At 36.6% G+C, this 15724-nt stretch carries 17 protein-coding genes, 1 tRNA gene and 3 pseudogenes; 14 read left to right on the forward strand and 7 right to left on the reverse strand.

Annotation, left to right across the window (positions count from 1 at the left end):
* Positions 1-46 precede the first annotated feature (46 nt).
* The 3 genes and pseudogenes from AC3ANL_RS09240 to AC3ANL_RS09250 form a co-directional block, all read right to left on the reverse strand.
* Positions 47-1042, reverse strand: a pseudogene (locus AC3ANL_RS09240) (IS3 family transposase); the annotation flags it as partial.
* Positions 1018-1410 (reverse strand): annotated as a pseudogene (locus AC3ANL_RS09245) (helix-turn-helix domain-containing protein); the annotation flags it as partial. The pseudogenes AC3ANL_RS09240 and AC3ANL_RS09245, both read right to left, overlap by 25 nt.
* Before the next feature lie 92 nt (positions 1411-1502).
* Positions 1503-1679: a Spo0E family sporulation regulatory protein-aspartic acid phosphatase gene (locus AC3ANL_RS09250; RefSeq protein WP_488328926.1), complete on the reverse strand. Its 177-nt coding sequence runs from the start codon at positions 1677-1679 to the stop codon at positions 1503-1505.
* A gap of 275 nt (positions 1680-1954) precedes the next feature.
* Between AC3ANL_RS09250 and AC3ANL_RS09255 the strand changes: the two genes are divergently transcribed.
* Together AC3ANL_RS09255 and AC3ANL_RS09260 are read left to right on the forward strand one after the other, a co-directional pair.
* Complete coding sequence (locus tag AC3ANL_RS09255) at positions 1955-2665, forward strand: cytochrome c biogenesis CcdA family protein (RefSeq protein ID WP_488328927.1); 711 nt, start codon at positions 1955-1957, stop codon at positions 2663-2665.
* A 197-nt stretch (positions 2666-2862) separates the two neighbouring features.
* Positions 2863-3342, forward strand: coding sequence for a CcdC family protein (locus AC3ANL_RS09260; RefSeq protein ID WP_488328928.1), 480 nt, complete (start codon positions 2863-2865; stop codon positions 3340-3342).
* A 74-nt stretch (positions 3343-3416) separates the two neighbouring features.
* Here the strand turns inward: AC3ANL_RS09260 and AC3ANL_RS09265 are convergent, their stop codons facing one another.
* On the reverse strand, positions 3417-3845 hold the full coding sequence (locus AC3ANL_RS09265; protein ID WP_488328929.1) for a DUF2621 domain-containing protein: 429 nt from the start codon (positions 3843-3845) through the stop codon (positions 3417-3419).
* Positions 3846-4132: 287 nt separating this feature from the next.
* Between AC3ANL_RS09265 and AC3ANL_RS09270 the strand changes: the two genes are divergently transcribed.
* From AC3ANL_RS09270 to AC3ANL_RS09305, 8 genes and pseudogenes are all read left to right on the forward strand, one after another.
* Positions 4133-4229: transfer RNA gene (locus AC3ANL_RS09270), tRNA-Sec, on the forward strand.
* A 139-nt stretch (positions 4230-4368) separates the two neighbouring features.
* Positions 4369-4584 carry a hypothetical protein gene (locus AC3ANL_RS09275; RefSeq protein ID WP_488328930.1) on the forward strand — a complete coding sequence of 72 codons (216 nt, stop codon included), beginning with the start codon at positions 4369-4371 and terminating at the stop codon, positions 4582-4584.
* Positions 4585-4714: 130 nt separating this feature from the next.
* Positions 4715-5308 (forward strand): tyrosine-type recombinase/integrase, encoded by a 594-nt coding sequence (locus AC3ANL_RS09280; RefSeq protein ID WP_488328931.1) that lies wholly within the window; start codon positions 4715-4717, stop codon positions 5306-5308.
* Between the two features lie 134 nt (positions 5309-5442).
* A pseudogene (locus AC3ANL_RS09285) lies at positions 5443-6717 on the forward strand (IS110 family RNA-guided transposase).
* A gap of 587 nt (positions 6718-7304) precedes the next feature.
* The gene (locus AC3ANL_RS09290; protein ID WP_488328932.1) at positions 7305-7661 is read left to right on the forward strand and encodes a hypothetical protein; all 357 of its coding nucleotides are present in this window, start codon (positions 7305-7307) and stop codon (positions 7659-7661) included.
* Between the two features lie 72 nt (positions 7662-7733).
* Positions 7734-8141 (forward strand): hypothetical protein, encoded by a 408-nt coding sequence (locus tag AC3ANL_RS09295; protein WP_488328933.1) that lies wholly within the window; start codon positions 7734-7736, stop codon positions 8139-8141.
* Between the two features lie 341 nt (positions 8142-8482).
* On the forward strand, positions 8483-8677 hold the full coding sequence (locus tag AC3ANL_RS09300; protein WP_488328934.1) for a hypothetical protein: 195 nt from the start codon (positions 8483-8485) through the stop codon (positions 8675-8677).
* 356 nt (positions 8678-9033) lie between these two features.
* On the forward strand, positions 9034-9468 hold the full coding sequence (locus tag AC3ANL_RS09305; RefSeq protein ID WP_488328935.1) for a hypothetical protein: 435 nt from the start codon (positions 9034-9036) through the stop codon (positions 9466-9468).
* A gap of 973 nt (positions 9469-10441) precedes the next feature.
* On the opposite strand, the gene AC3ANL_RS09310 is transcribed toward AC3ANL_RS09305, so the two are convergent.
* Positions 10442-10762 (reverse strand): DUF3732 domain-containing protein, encoded by a 321-nt coding sequence (locus AC3ANL_RS09310; protein WP_488328936.1) that lies wholly within the window; start codon positions 10760-10762, stop codon positions 10442-10444.
* Positions 10763-10977: 215 nt separating this feature from the next.
* Between AC3ANL_RS09310 and AC3ANL_RS09315 the strand changes: the two genes are divergently transcribed.
* A complete protein-coding gene (locus AC3ANL_RS09315) occupies positions 10978-12117 on the forward strand; it encodes a zinc-dependent alcohol dehydrogenase (protein ID WP_488328937.1) in 1140 nt (379 codons plus the stop codon).
* 466 nt (positions 12118-12583) lie between these two features.
* On the opposite strand, the gene AC3ANL_RS09320 is transcribed toward AC3ANL_RS09315, so the two are convergent.
* Positions 12584-12973 (reverse strand): winged helix-turn-helix transcriptional regulator, encoded by a 390-nt coding sequence (locus AC3ANL_RS09320; protein ID WP_031537027.1) that lies wholly within the window; start codon positions 12971-12973, stop codon positions 12584-12586.
* Positions 12974-13121: 148 nt separating this feature from the next.
* On the opposite strand from AC3ANL_RS09320, the gene AC3ANL_RS09325 reads away from it, so the two are divergent.
* The 3 genes from AC3ANL_RS09325 (at position 13122) to AC3ANL_RS09335 (ending at position 15071) form a co-directional block, all read left to right on the forward strand.
* Positions 13122-13640: a DJ-1/PfpI family protein gene (locus tag AC3ANL_RS09325; RefSeq protein WP_488328938.1), complete on the forward strand. Its 519-nt coding sequence runs from the start codon at positions 13122-13124 to the stop codon at positions 13638-13640.
* Positions 13641-14042: 402 nt separating this feature from the next.
* Positions 14043-14480 carry a hypothetical protein gene (locus AC3ANL_RS09330; RefSeq protein WP_488328939.1) on the forward strand — a complete coding sequence of 146 codons (438 nt, stop codon included), beginning with the start codon at positions 14043-14045 and terminating at the stop codon, positions 14478-14480.
* Between the two features lie 411 nt (positions 14481-14891).
* Positions 14892-15071, forward strand: a complete 180-nt coding sequence (locus tag AC3ANL_RS09335; protein WP_488328940.1) for a hypothetical protein — start codon at positions 14892-14894, stop codon at positions 15069-15071.
* 286 nt (positions 15072-15357) lie between these two features.
* On the opposite strand, the gene AC3ANL_RS09340 is transcribed toward AC3ANL_RS09335, so the two are convergent.
* The gene (locus AC3ANL_RS09340; RefSeq protein ID WP_488328941.1) at positions 15358-15576 is read right to left on the reverse strand and encodes a PCI domain-containing protein; all 219 of its coding nucleotides are present in this window, start codon (positions 15574-15576) and stop codon (positions 15358-15360) included.
* Between the last annotated feature and the right edge of the window lie 148 nt (positions 15577-15724).

Raw genomic sequence — 15724 nt, forward strand, 5'->3', positions numbered from 1 at the left:
AAGCCTGGCGCTAGTTGAACTGAACCAATAAAGTTAGACAAATATTTTAGGCTACATTGAGGACCTGAGCTCGGTATTCTACCGGACTTAGGTCTTTTAATTTTGCCTTTATTCGTTTGTGATTATAATAGTGAATATAGTCTTCTAATTCTTTTTCAAAATGCTCAATACTATCAAACTCCTGTAGATAAAGAAGTTCAGACTTTAATAAGCCAAAGAAATTTTCAATAACTGCATTGTCCAAACAATTCCCCTTGCGAGACATACTTTGCGTAATCTGGTGCTGTTCTAATGTTTTTTGATACTGCTTCATTTGATACTGCCATCCTTGATCTGAATGGAGAATTACTTGGTCCCCAGGTTGAAGACGCTCTATCGCTTGATTTAACATATCGCCAACTAATTTATAAACAGGTCGTTTCATCACAGTATAAGCGATTATTTCTCCGTTACATAAATCAAGTACTGGTGAGAGGTAACGTTTCTCACCGAATAGGTGGAATTCTGTAACATCGGTTACCCATTTTTGATTCAGTTTCTCGGCAGAAAAATCGCGGTTTAATAGGTTTGGAGCGATTTTTCCTACATTTCCTTTATAAGAACGATACTTTTTCATTCGTACCAGGCATTTTAGGCCGATTTCATTCATTAAACGATTGATCGTTTTCGGATCGTGATGAAATCCTTTTTTCTCAAGTTCTTTCGCTATACGACGGTAACCATAACGACCTTTGTGTTCATGGAAAATCACTTTGATAGCTTCTTTTACTTCGGCATATTTATCAGCTTGATTTAATCGTTTTTCCCAATAATAATACGTACTACGTGGAATGTCAGCGACTTCAACTAAATCCACGACTTCATACTGATACTTTAGTTCAAAAATTACTTTCGCTTTGATTTTGTTTGTAATTTTTCCTGCATTTGAACTAAAGCATTCAACTTTTTTAGGTAAGCATTTTCCATTTCTAATCGGGAGATTTTCTCTTGTAGTGCTTCGACTGACCCTTCTGCAGGTATTGTTCTTTTTGAATCGATTTTCTTTGCCTTCTTTTTCACTGGTGGACGCCCCTTTTTCTTCTGTTCTAGGGCACCAATTCCACCTTGTTCAAATTTACTTCTCCAATTTCGAATTAGTCTAGGAGATGAAATATTGAATATAGCCGCTGCATCGTAAGATGATGTACCCGTTTCGTTCATATAATTCAGTACATCCATTTTAAACTGTAGAGAGTAGCTTGTATATTTTTTTTGAAAAGCTTCTATACCTTGTTGTTCATAAAGTCGAATCCATCCACTCACAATACTAAGGGATACCTTTGCCTCCTGCGCAATCGCCTTGATAGATTCGATCCCATGTAAATACCGTAAAACAATTTGTATTCTTTCTTCAACTGTAAATTTGGCCATAAAAAAACCCCCGTAAACGTTAGAATGGTGTCTAACATTTACGGGGCAGTTCAAGTATGCCAGGCTTTTTCGTTGGTCTTCTTATTAAGATTTTAACTGGCGGACGATGGAACTTTTTTTATATAAATTTTATTATATTCGTTTAAGAGATGGTCAAGTTCCTGACTGTAGCGAATTGCAACGGAGGAAGTCAAACCGTTTGTAATGGCGACTTGAATTAATTCAGCTCGCTTTTTTTCTATTAATGCAGCTAAATCTTGTTTTAACACGGCTGATTTCCTTTCCGGAGTAACCCCTAATTTTTGAAAAAAAAACAAAGAATGGAAGACTATTAAACCGGCATTGTTTTACTAGTATAACCTATATTGTAAATTACTTCAAAGTAATTTGTAAAAAAATACCCAATGTTTTAGACTTTAATTGGAAAAAGTGAACGGTTTTTGACGTGTGAAAACGGAGACACAAAAAATTCATGTTAATCATTATCTTTTGGGCTAAAGTTTTGTTAGAATGAAGTGGTATCGACTATAGTGGGAGTGTTTATATGTCTGATGTAAATTTATTATTAGCATTAGGTGCAGGGTTTTTAAGCTTTATTTCACCATGTTGTTTGCCACTTTATCCAGCATTTCTATCATACATTACCGGTATGTCTGTTGGCGAAATAAAAAGTGAAAATGCCATGCTTCAAAAACGGAGCTTGTTACATACGATATGTTTCTTACTAGGATTTTCGATTATTTTCGTTGCCATCGGCTTTGGAACCACCTTTTTTGTTGGCCGTTTCTTCGTTGAATACAAGGATCTTATCCGTCAACTGGGCGGGATTTTTATTGTATTCTTTGGATTAATCATTGTGGGTATCTTAAATCCACAGTTTATGATGAAAGATCGTCGATTCGAATTTAAAAATCGCCCTTCAGGCTACATTGGTTCCATTTTAATTGGAATGGCCTTTGCTGCTGGTTGGACGCCATGTACGGGTCCAATCCTTTCAGCTGTTATTTTGCTAGCTGCATCAAACCCAGGGTCTGGAGTCATATACATGCTTGCCTATTCCTTAGGCTTCGCGATTCCATTTCTCATTTTATCGTTCTTCGTGGGCCGGATGAAATCAATTAGAAAACATAGTGCAAAGATCATGAAAATTGGCGGTTACATCATGATCGTCATGGGAATTGTCCTCTTTTTTGACTGGATGACGAAAATTATTACTATTTTTTCAGGGTTGTTTGGCGGGTTTACAGGATTTTAATTTCATTTGGCTGCATAGTTTAGAAGCTGGTGATAAGCATTTGGTAGTATTCTAGGAAGTCAAATTTTCCTTGTTTGCTTCGCTTGTTAAGCCATTTCAATATTGTTAACATAATTACAGTGAATATTTTTTCTCAAAATACATCTTTTGAGATATAATGGGTGAGTAAATAATTAGATAAGGGACGAATGATTCCAATGAACTACGTTGTTGTTTCTTCCATCGGAGCTGTTTTTATGGGCTTTTTTGTTTTATTTGTTCGCATGAAAGCCGCAAAGAAACCTACAAATGTCAAAAAGATTATATTACCGCCGATATTCATGTCCAGCGGGGCACTGATGTATGTCATACCTCAATTTCGATTAACGCCTATGGAGATTATGGAGGCAGTGATTGTTGGGATGCTATTCTCAATCCTTCTGATCAAAACGTCAAAATTTGAAATTCGTGAAAACGATATTTACTTAAAGCGATCTAAGGCCTTTATCTTTATCTTAGTTGGTTTATTAATCGTTCGACTTGTATTAAAAGGGATCTTGAGCAGCACCATTGATATTGGCCAGCTAAGCGGTATGTTCTTCCTGCTAGCTTTCAGTATGATTGTTCCGTGGCGTGTGGCGATGTATCGGTCATATATGAAGCTATACAGAGAGTTACATGGGACAAAAATGATATAAGTATTCAATGCACTGATTCTTCGGGGTCAGTGCTTTTTCTTTTGGTAAAAGAAAAAACCGTCTCGGGAGACGGTTTAGAATAAATGCTCAAACGGCGCAACATCAATCTGATTTTGAAAAAGCTTTTTGCGTAAAAATTTATGATCCCGTTTAGGTGTTGCTTGAATATAGCCGCGGATGATCAGTCCTTGCGTGATCTTTGGAGCATTCTCTTTTAAGGCAAGTTCGCCGATTTTTCCAGCAATCTTGTGCCGAGCAACATCGCGGAAAAGCTCCGGTACAGGGCTGACTAAATCCTCTAAAAAGGCTTTTTCCTCATCCCCCCATAGGTGACGGGATTCATTCACATAATATTCTTCCCAATCCATCACGGACTTGCCATCATTTTTAGGCATCTTTTTCAAAAACTTTCGAAACATAAAGAAGCCGCCGATTCCCATCATCGTTACGAGAAAAACGACCCAAAATAGGATAAACCATAAAAACCAACCTTGAAGCTGCATTCAATTCACCTACAAAAATCGATATTATTTCCTATTATAGTCTTTTTTCAGTATAAATGACAAGATTTTGCCATAATCTTGGAGCCAGACATTCGCAGCAAAGGGGTGTATAGGGAAATATGGGAAGTGAAAACCTTGTCGAAAAAATGACAAATGGGCCAATTTTATTGATTATTACTATATTCCATTGTAATATGAGTACAAATGATAGGTAAGTAAATTCATTTGGTTAGAGTTCACAAGACTGTCTAACTATAGTTTTACACCTTGAAACTACTCCATACGATGGGGCTGAATGGGGTACTGGTGTCCTCCACAGTCTTCAAAACTGCTTGAGACCTGCGTGCCAGGTCTGGTGGGTTCGATTCCCACGCAGTCCCGCCAAAACTGATATTTTCAATCAATCACACAACTTCCAACCTCCACAGTCTTTTAGTCGTTTTAAACGAAACTGTGTGAAACCGAGAAGCTAAAACTGGGTGTGTTCAGAGCCTTCAAATTACTATATTTGGAGGTTTTTTGTATGCGTAAAGGTGTTAGGAAACATGGTCGAGTTACAGCTACGAGGAAGGTTACGGAGAACTTAACAATGAAAGAAATGTTTGAGAAATTCATGTGGTATAAGAACTCTGAAGGTTTAGCTCCTAGAACTATTGAAGAATACCATTTTCATTTTCAATGGTTGTGTAACTATTTAGGTCAAGACTTATCGAGAGAAGGTTTTTCTCGGCTGGGTTGACTTCATGAGAAGTGAAAAAGGTTTAAAGCCAATGACCATTAACATTAGGATTAGAACAATGAGAGCATTTCTCCGTTGGTGTTACTTGGAGAACCTTATTGACGAACCAATTCACGAGAAGTTTAAACCAATGAAAACAGCGGAGGACACTATTGAGGCTTTAACTGTTGCGGAAATAAAGACTCTGTTAAATGCTTTTGATGAGTCCACTTATGTAGGTTTCAGAGATAAAGTTATGGTCATGGTTCTTCTTGACTCAATGGTTCGTATATCTGAGCTCCTCGCAATGAAACGCAGCAATGTTGACTTTAAGGCTGGAGTCATTAAGCTGGAGGCAATGAATACGAAAACAAGGAAAGCTCGCGAAGTACCGCTCTCCAGTAAGACCATGAAACTACTCAAGGAGTACATGAATGAGTCGGAGGACTTTGGAGAAGACCTTCTTTTCTTAACTTATGACGGTAGAGAAATGATTTCAAATACTTGGAGAACAAGACTCCATGAGGTAGCTGAGTTGGCAGGAATTAAGAAAGCTGTCCGTCCTCATGTAATGCGTCATACTGGAGCATTACTCTATATCATGAATGGAGGAGACCCTTTCAGCTTACAGAAAATACTTGGTCACTCTGATATGAGTATGACTCGAAAATATATTCAAATGACTAACTTTGACATTAAGCGTCAACACAACGTTTTTAGTCCACTCAAGAACGTCTTTAAGTAATTTTCTTGTTTAACTAACTGGGCTGTTTAGCATTCCTGTAGATCGTTATTTTTCGACTTTGAAAAAAATAGGGCTCCTCAGTAAGATATGAGTAGACACCACTCTAACTCAAAACCTTAAGGAGGAACCCTACTATGAAGTTTAAAATGCAAAACAAACAAAATCAACTAATAGAAAGAATTTCCGTTAAACATCTCGTTGTTGGTGTGGACATTGCTCAACAATTACATGTAGCACGAGCTGTTAATTTCCGTGGAATTGTTGTCGGAGATCCACTTACATTCAAAAATAATGAAGAAGGATTTGCTAGTTTATTAAAATGGATTAAAAATCTCCAAGGATCCAACAACTTGGACGAAGCTATTGTTGGGATGGAACCTACAGGACACTACTGGATTAATCTTTCAAAATGGCTTTCTAAACAAGATATTGAGGTTGTAACAGTAAACCCTCATTTAGTAAAAAAGAATAAAGAAAACCGTGATAATACCCAGTCAAAAAGCGATAAAAAGGATGCTTTAGTTATCGCTGATATGGTAAAGAACGGTTACTATTCTGAAGTTAGGTACACATCAGAATCATTTGAAAAACTTAGGGTTCTTATGTCTAATCGTGATGTAGTTGTTAATCGCCTCGTTAGTTCTATTAATCAATTAAATCGCTGGGTAGATATTGTTTTCCCAGAACTACGACAGGTATTCAAAGATATTAAAGCTAAAGGGGCAATCGCAACCCTTCGATTATTCCCAACCCCAATGGAATTAGAAACTATGCAGCCTCATGATGTCATCACAGGTTGGAAATCAATCATGAAAAGGCAGCCTGGATTAAAAAAGGCCCTATTACTCCTCCAATTAGCTAAGAAATCTGTTGGTACTAGACAAGCACTTGATGCTTATTAATTTCATTTAGAGCAGTTATTAGAGGAATATGATTTAGCTGTAATGCAACTCGAAAGAGTTGAACAACAAGTTACCGAGGTATTAAATAAAATCCCATATGCTCAGATGTTACTTACCATTAAAGGAATAAGTGAAATTTCTCTAGCTGGCATATTAGGTGAGGCTGGAGATTTAAGTAACTTTGCTCATGGTAATTCTTTACTTCGCCTTGCGGGATTACACTTAGCCTAAGCAAGTTCAGGTAAGTGGAAAGGTCAAATTGTAATTTCAAAGCGTGGAGGGTCGAGACTACGGGGTTTCCTCTTCTTAGCAACAATGAGTCTAGTAGCGAACAATCCAGAGTTTAAAGCATTACACACACATAATGTTAAAGTGAAGAAGATGAAGAAAATGAAGTCAATTATGAAGTTAGTTGGCAAATTGGCTAGGATTTTTGTAGGTATATCTAGACGTAATGAATCCTATTGTCCTGATAAACTCAAATCATTATCACCCTTGGCTGCCTAATATTTGTCCCCTTTTAGGAACATAAATAAATAAACTTGAATTTACCGAATGTTGGCTTATTCGTAGGATTTCAAATATGTACGGGGTACCAGATTTCTTCAACATAAGGGCACTGACCCATTAGTTTAGCATAACTGGCCTCCACCCCTTGGAATAGGCATGACGAAGGAATGATAGGGCACTTGATCCGTTGAGACATGGGAGGGAAAGCCTCCAGGGGCGGTGTGGAGCATGTACATTATATGGTAAATTATGGAGTTTTGCTTTACTCCTCTATTTAACTATGCCTTCACGAAGCCAAATTGATCTGAACTCATTTCATTTAACCGTTAAATCTATATAAAGGGTTATGAAATCCTGCGAATAAGCGAGTATTCGGGAGAAAATCGTATTAAACTGAGGGAGTTGAAGAGGAACAACTGTTAAAATAATGATAAATCAAATTTAAAAAGGTGTTGTTATTTTTTGGAACAAGTGAAAATGTACAGAATCTCTCTACCATTGATACTAGTTCTTATGGTTGCTGGAATATATTGTGTATATTGTGCATTTTTGCTTTTAGGGATGCCCCAATTGTATCAATTTAGTTGTTCACTTTTTCAACTTTTACGATAGGGTATTCAATTTACTTTTGGAAAAAAAGAAATGAAGGCAAAGGATTTTATTGGGATGATGAGGGAATTGTAGTCGACCTAAAAGCCAATAAGGTTTATTGGGATGAAATTGAAGACATTGAGTTTTTTAAAAGCAGTACTGCCAGTTTTTCAAAGTCTACTGTAATTTATCCTCACTATACAAATCACGAAAAAATAAGAATTCGTCATAAGAAATGGATGCCAAAAACTGCACATTCAATTGATTGGATTTTAATCGAAAAGCCAAAAGATTATCACAAAAACTTAACGCAAGCTTGGGAAGAAAAACGTAAGCTTAAATTAAAATAATTGTACCCGTTATTGAAGTTTCTGGTTTATAGGTAAAGACGCTTTATAACTAATTCTAGGGAGTGAATAGAAGTGAGTTTGGCAAGTTATATTGGTTGCAACGTAGAAATACCATTTAGCGATGAAAATTCAAACGATATAATCATTATAGGTCATAGTTTTTCAGAAGAGGACCACCGAATAGCTGTTAGGGAAAATCAATTTACTACTCCTTATGTTTATGAGGTATCAACTGATTGGGGGATTAACATTTCGGAATATACAACCAAATATGTTCGTAATGACTCAAAGAAAAAACTCATCAGACTATGTGAAATTATGGATGAGTATCTCGAAAAAGGAGATTATTTTGAACTGTATAGTTGTTGGGTCGGGGAAGAAGACGAAGAACGAGATGTTGAGTTAACTCTAAAACTAATTAACTTTGATATAGACAAAATTAGTATTCCTGAAAAAACATTAGTGAGATTTGAAAAATAAGTCTTCTTCAACTAGCTTTAATTGAACAGGTACAAAAATTTAGACCACGAGAAGTGGTCTTTTTTAGGTCTTAAAAAAAGCAAAGAAGTTACTCTTTGCCAAGAGGGGACTTGAATAATTAGATGTCAGTAAAGTCTTTCCTTTTTATTTTTTTAATCTTGCGAGATAGCCCAGACTTTAGCATTTTATGAAGCCCGCCAGTTGCTTTACCTTTTAAAACTGATTTTGCGTACTCCTCATTAGAAGTTTCGACAAATTTATGAACGAAATTGCTCTTTTCTTAACGTTCTCTTATGCTAGTTTTATATAGAAAAAATACGGAAATTATCTGGAGAGTTAAAATGGCAAATGAATTGTTTATTATGACTGGATTAAGAATACAGGAAATGACCGAGGAAATGGCTCACCCTTATCATGATAGAGACAGCCATGTAGAAGTATTAGTTGAGGACAAGTATTTCAAGTTAATAAATTATTTATTAGCTGGTAAATATGGTTCTTTACTAATAGAAGAAAAAACCTTAAAACAGCTTTAAAAGTATTCGAGTCAGTAAAATTGATGTTTGCATTATGCGACCATGTTTATAGCCAGGATAAGGCATTATTTAGAATGGTTAGAGGAAATGGAAAAGACTATAAAATTTATGACATTTATCATAATAGAAATTCTTTCGAGTATGAATACCTTGAAAATGGAGTTATACTGGGTACTTTACGGTTTAAAAAGTTGGAGAAATTGCTAAAGTTAATCTATCGAGATAGCCGACTCAGAACAGCACTAGCTTGTTTTTATCAAGCTCAAGAAACTTACTATACTCTTTTAGAGGGTTCTTAAATATCGTTTCATTTTCGTCCAGACTTGCATTATTACGAAATTGATGAGTATAGCTATTTGAATAAAATTAACTATGAAAAGCTTTGCTCCTCGCTTACTTCCGCTTATAGGGGAGTTGAAGCCATTATGGATTGTAACTTCCGAGACAGAATATTTGAGAATGACCATTATAAGAAGGTTATTAACGATAAAATTCAAGGAGTGAAATGGAATACAAGGTACTTAAAAGCCTTTGATAAGGTTCGATACGGAGACTTGAATAAAAAAAGCTATGCAAGGGTTTCAACCATGATAAAGAAACTCCTCATTGCCAGAAACCGAGCTGGACATGGAAAGGTATATTCTGACCAGAAAAAGAACAATCCAATTACTATGGAGCTGACTCATGCTCCCAATTACATGGGAGCTTTTTGCCTTTCTTTCTATTTTCTATGCAAGGAATTTGGGGAATTGTTGAAGCTATTGCAAGAATTTCCTTCTAAACAAAAATAAATGATTTATGCAAACATGAAAATATAAGGTCTTGGAATTTTGATTATTCTTATATAAAACATAAAATATATAACGCTAATCAAGCATTTCAAACACAAAATGGTGGGCCTTATTACGGTTCCTTTTTTATTGTTTGAATTTTTTCTCGTAATATAGTCGGTACTTGGGAAGGGGTGATAAAATTCGGATAGTAGGCTATTAAAAAATGTTATATTACCTGTGAGGTGATGAAGTGAAAAAGAGTAATTACAAATAGTGTCTGAGAGGATATTAATCCTGAATCGGTATTTGTAATTAGACCCTATGAGAAATCAGATTGAAGAAGCTATTTGTAATTCTTTTGGTGCCGATTTAAATAGTTTTCTTCAGGGTTTAAGTAGACTAGAGGAATGGAATAATGATGTAAGTGAACCGCAATATAGTCATATTAATAAAATAAAATCTTTAATGACATGTGATTTTTAGAGACAGGGTATATAAAAAATCAAATATTAAAATACATAAAAAAATATAACGAGTTAATCAATAAATCACATTTCCTTAAGAAATCGTTTAATCATTATAATGCAACAACAGTTCATAAAAATTTAAAGGATAATGGTTTCTTCCAAGTTTGACACTCCATCAATCTTAATATAAATGGGGAAAAGCAGGAAATAGCTGACCATATGGAAAAGACTTGGAGAAACTTAGCAAGAATTAATGGCGGTCTAATATCTGCAGCTCGAGGATTATAACAATTAAGTAATTTCAAAGATAGACGGTTTGAACAGTTGGGTATGACCTCAAAACAAAAGGTCTGGTGAACAATTTCACAATACCTCTACCCATTCTGTTTAAGATTAACTGAGGGGAACCGTATCATAAGTAACTGCAAACCTTATAAAAAAATGAACCTTGAATATCTAATTAATCGTTAAAAAGGCAGATGAATTTTATTTCTGCCTTTTTAAAATAAAATGTTAAAACTTTTTTAATATGGATTACCCGTATCATCGAATCTAATAAGAGCATTGCCATCCTTAAATTCTTTATCAACAAGATGGAGGTTTTTCAGTTTTGACTCTTGCCAAATTGACTTTGGGATATGCTCTAAAACAATAATCTGAAAATCTTTATGCAGGTCTTTATTTATATAAGTAATAAAATCGTCCAATAGTTTCATTGCTATTTTAATCTTAGCCCTATCTGTATGGATTACATCTTTCCATTCTTTTTTTTCTTTTTTATCTTCTTCACCAAAATAAGGTCTGCTTGGTTTGTCAAGTATTAACCAATTAGGAACATATGGCATCGCCCTGCCATATGCTATTTCGGTGAGCGGCTTCAAACCGGCGAAAGTGACTCCATGCGGTATTCATTAACGCTTCGTCTTCCGTCTCCTTTCTTGTTCTTAGGCGCTCCGCGGCTGTCGAAAATACCGTACATCGAATGTATAAGCCTCACTCTCCAATTCCATAATAGAAGCATGCATGCAAATTCAAGGCATGCCATAACAGGAGGGTGATTATGAAGGCTGTAACTTTCAATGGCATGAAGAATATGCAAGTGACGCAGGTCGCGGATCCGACGATTCAGAAAAAAGACGGGATTATCGTCAGGATCACCTCGACCGCCATATGCGGTTCCGATCTCCATATATACCAGGGGGCGATTCAAGCCCAAACCGGATACGTGGTCGGACATGAACCGATGGGTATCGTCGAAGAAGTGGGCCCTGAGGTGACAAAGGTCAAAAAAGGGGACCGGGTCGTGCTCCCGTTCAATATCTCGTGCGGCAGCTGTCATTACTGCCAGCATGAAATGGAGAGCCAATGCGACAACTCCAACCCCAATCCCCAAGTGGATACGGGAGCTTACTTTGGGTTTACCGAACGTTACGGGAATTATTCGGGCGGACAAGCCGAATTGCTTTACGTGCCGTACGGCAATTTCATGCCTTTCGTTATTCCGGAGTCATGCGAATTGGAGGATGAGAAGCTCCTGTTCCTGTCCGACGTGCTGCCGACGGCCTATTGGAGCGTGGACAACGGCGGCGTGAAGCAGGGGGATACGGTGGTGGTGCTCGGCTGCGGCCCCGTCGGCTTGATGGCGCAAAAATTCGCCTGGATGAAAGGGGCCAAACGGGTCATCGCGATCGACAATCTCCCGTACCGGCTGAACCATGCCAAAAAAATGAATAACGTCGAAATCTTCAACTTTGAAGATTTCAAAGACCTGGGGCTGCATATAAAAGAAATAACGGGCGGGGGTGCGGATGTCGTCATCGATTGCGTCGGAATGGACGGCAAGAAGACGCCATTGGAGGAGGAAGAGCAGAAGGCCAAGCTGGTTGGCGGAACGCTCAGCCCGATCAACATCGCGATGAATGCGGTGCGGAAATTCGGCACGATTCAGATTACGGGGGTATACGGTTCTAAATACAACCAGTTCATGTTCGGAAACATTTGGGAACGAAACGTGAAGCTGACCATGGGACAGGCGCCCGTGATTCATTACATGCCGATGCTGTATCAAAAAATTATGGCAGGCGAGTTCGATCCGACGGAGATCATCACGCATAAAGTGCCGCTCGATCAGGCGCATAACGCGTACAACACCTTTTACAACCATGCGGACGAATGCATTAAATTCGTCCTGAAGCCTTAAATGATGGCATGAGAAGAGGGGCTGTGCCACGGGGTTTTGTACCCTGAGGTACAGCCCGATGTGTTTAGCCGATTTTTCGTCAATATTGGCAGGACCTAGTTTCGTTATTATACGAGGGGGAAATCATGTGAAGATGATACTGCCATTGATCCGTGTGCTAAGTGAAAAAGGATATTACAGGTATTAAAGCGGACTTTTCTTTGAAATAGTTCATCTTTCGTAGATAAGTGTTTTAAATGTCTCCGATGCTTCTTTTTATAGATTATATTGTAAAATATATGAAAATCATTGAACATTTAATGATCTTACATAATGGAGTAAAAATGCCTTGGTTTAGTCGTGTTGGACCCTTCGAACATTTTAATTTTTAATGATGGGTAGAAAAAAACACCCTCCTTACAGTTAAGTGAAGGTGCTTCTTTTCTAATAGGTTTTGTAAAGCAACATTGTAAATGTAAGCTTACGCTTAATTGTTTAATTCCGAAATATCCATTTCTTTTATGATTTCTGCTATCCGATTTTTTCCCCATTCATACATCATTTCAACGATAGGAAGTAAAGTCATCCCCAATTCAGTCATGGAATATTCCACTTTCGGTGGAACTTCTGGATAAACCTCGCGATGAACTATTCCATCTTCCATCAGTTCTCTTAATTGATTCGTTAATATTTTATGAGATATTTTTGGAAAAAGCCTTTGGAGATCACTGAATCGATGTGGTCCTTCTACCCCTAAATGCCATAAAATAACAATTTTCCATTTACCACTTATAATTGATAAGGTAAGTTCTTTTTCACAATTATAATCACCATTTATGATCTTTTCTTTAACTTCATCTCTAAATGTATCTGGCATAAATTCTTACCTCCTTATTTGTATCAATTGTAACCTGTCGGTAACCTTCTTACAAAAAAGTGCATTCTTCACAGTGAAGAAAACAAGCAGTAGAATGAAATGGTCGTCTTACCGGCAAATCTTTTTCATTAATGAGGAGGAACTACAAATGAGTAAAAAAGCACTTTTAATTATACCACCAGAACGTTTCAATGAAGACGAATTATTTCAACCAAAAGCGGAATTGGAAAGCAACGGAATTGATGTGACAATTGCAAGTACAAAAACAGGTGAAATCATAGGGGATTATGAAGGTAAAGCAACTGCTGAGGTAATTTTCTCAGACGTTTTTGCTTCTGACTATGATGTTGTATCTGTTATTGGTGGATCTGGTACGAACGATCATCTATGGGAAAATCAAGAATTACAAGACTACTTGAAACAAGCTTATACTAATAAAGTTCTTGTAACAGGAATTTGTGCAGGTGCGGTTACTGTAGCTAAAACGGGTTTACTTACTGGAAGAGAAGCAACTTGCTATCCAGTAGATGTACAAAAAGACCAATTAAAAGCGAATAAAGTAACATATGTTGAAAAACATGTTGTTGCTCATGATGATATTATCACTGGTGATGGTCCAGATGGCGCTAAAGAATTTGGAGAAGCTTTAGTAAAAGCATTAAGCTAATTCTACAGTCTCTTCGCTGAATTTTCATATAATCGAAAGCCTACGGAATTAATTTCGAAGGCTTTTGGCTATCCAAATGTAAGAAAAATACACCAAAAATTAACCCAATTAACAGATAGAGTTGGTGCTGTCCTATGGAATTTGCTGGTGTTACAGTTGGAGCTTGTGGCCAACAAGAAGTCAGAGCTTGTACCTTGTTCAGACAGAGTAAGGCAAGAAAATGAGAACCGTGTGGATTCAAGCACCAATGAATCATCCTAGTTAATTTTTACCTGGAGCGGGACAAAATGCTGTGATAACCTTACTGCTATTTTAAAATTTGGTTAACCAGCAGATATAGTTGGTAAAATTAATGAAAGAAATCGTACGATTTCAGAACCGCTCCATAGGGAATATCGGATCTTGAAAAACTCATTGGAAGCTATTCAATCTAAGAAAGATAAGGCAATAGGTCTGTACGAAGATGGAATATTAAACAAGACCGATTTAAAGGACCAATTGGAAAAGTTAGATGAAGAAACAAGGCTATTGGAGGACCAAATTGTACCGATTGAGCAAAAATTGGTGCAAGGCAGCAAGCAAGAAATATCATTTAAAATGGTCAAACGGGTAATGAATCATTTTGAGGATTGTTATAAGAATTCCATTACAGACGAACAGAGAAAACAGCTTTTGCATTTGCTAATCAATAAAATTACGATAGCTAATGACCGTAAAATTGAATCGATACAAATTCAAATGAATAATGAAGTGGTTAGGCACTATACAAAGCAGGGAGAAGATAAATCATCCAGTGACGATGATTTATCTTCTCCTTTTTCCATTTTTATCAACCTATAAGGGGAGCGAGCAATAACATGAGCGTGATTAAAGTATTTAGACATTATATGGAGTAACAGCATCCACATTTGGCATATAAAGACTGGAAAGTAGATGTTAAAGCCATATCAGCGGACGACATAAGGAACGGGGAGCTAGGCAAGTATTCCGGTTGAATTTAAGAAAGAACTAACGTGTTGGGTATTCTTCTATGATGGCGATGCATCGAATGTTGTTTACTTATTACAGGATAAACAGGGGCCCTTGGCCTATTGAAAGATGGTGAACTTATTAAGCCTATAAGCTTTGTATGAAGTCACTGGCGGGTGAATATATAGGACAACTTATTATGATAAAGGGTCGGAGAGGTTTGCTCTTAAAGAGTTATCGTCTCTTTTTCGTGCGTGATTTAACAGTAAAGGAGGTGAGCGTATGTCACCGATTGATTTGTTTAAAGCGGGAGTGGTATTTGGATTATCTATTTATGCACTTTCTAAAAAAGGCTTTAAGGATACTAAATTACGAGAAGGTATGATAAGGAAGGTTATGAATCCTTTTGTATTTATCATATGTTCCCTAACCATGAACATCTTAAAACAAAAGAAAGCATAATTCAAATTGCAAAGGGGAAAATTGCAAAGTTGTATTCCCTGTATAAATTAATGACTTGGAGGATAACTGACAGATAAATCGATGAGAAGAGGGAAAAAACCACTTCTCTTTTTAATACAATAAAAAACTTCATTTAGATTCGTTACGGGGAACCGTACCATAAGTAAATGAGGTTTTTTATTCCTTGTAATTATAAAATCCTGCATTAAAAAAGCCGTTCTTCCTTCATTAAGAGTAAGAATCGGCTTTTTTTCTATTATTAAAATGGTTCCTAAATTGTTGATTTTTATGGTAACAAATAAATTTCACTGTATGGGGGTTTGTCTAGTTTTGAAGTCTGCAAACGCCCATCCATGACAAGTTTGTGTAAACCGTTTTCAACTTCTGATACAGGAATTCCTAATAAATCCGCCACTTTTACTGAAGAAATAGACATGTACTTTGGTAGGTTTGTTGATGAAGTAATCATGGTATGGACATATTGATAAAGGTTTTCTTTTTCCAAAAAAATCACTCTCTTTCTTTTCCGCCCCAATTAAATTCCAAAAATATTTAAGTCATTAATAAAATTCCCATTATAGTAAACATTATTACATGAACCCAATTTGAAGTAAGGGAAATAAGATATTTTCAAACCCAAAACATATAAAGAC

It is taken from the genome of Neobacillus sp. DHD-1R, assembly GCF_057747995.1.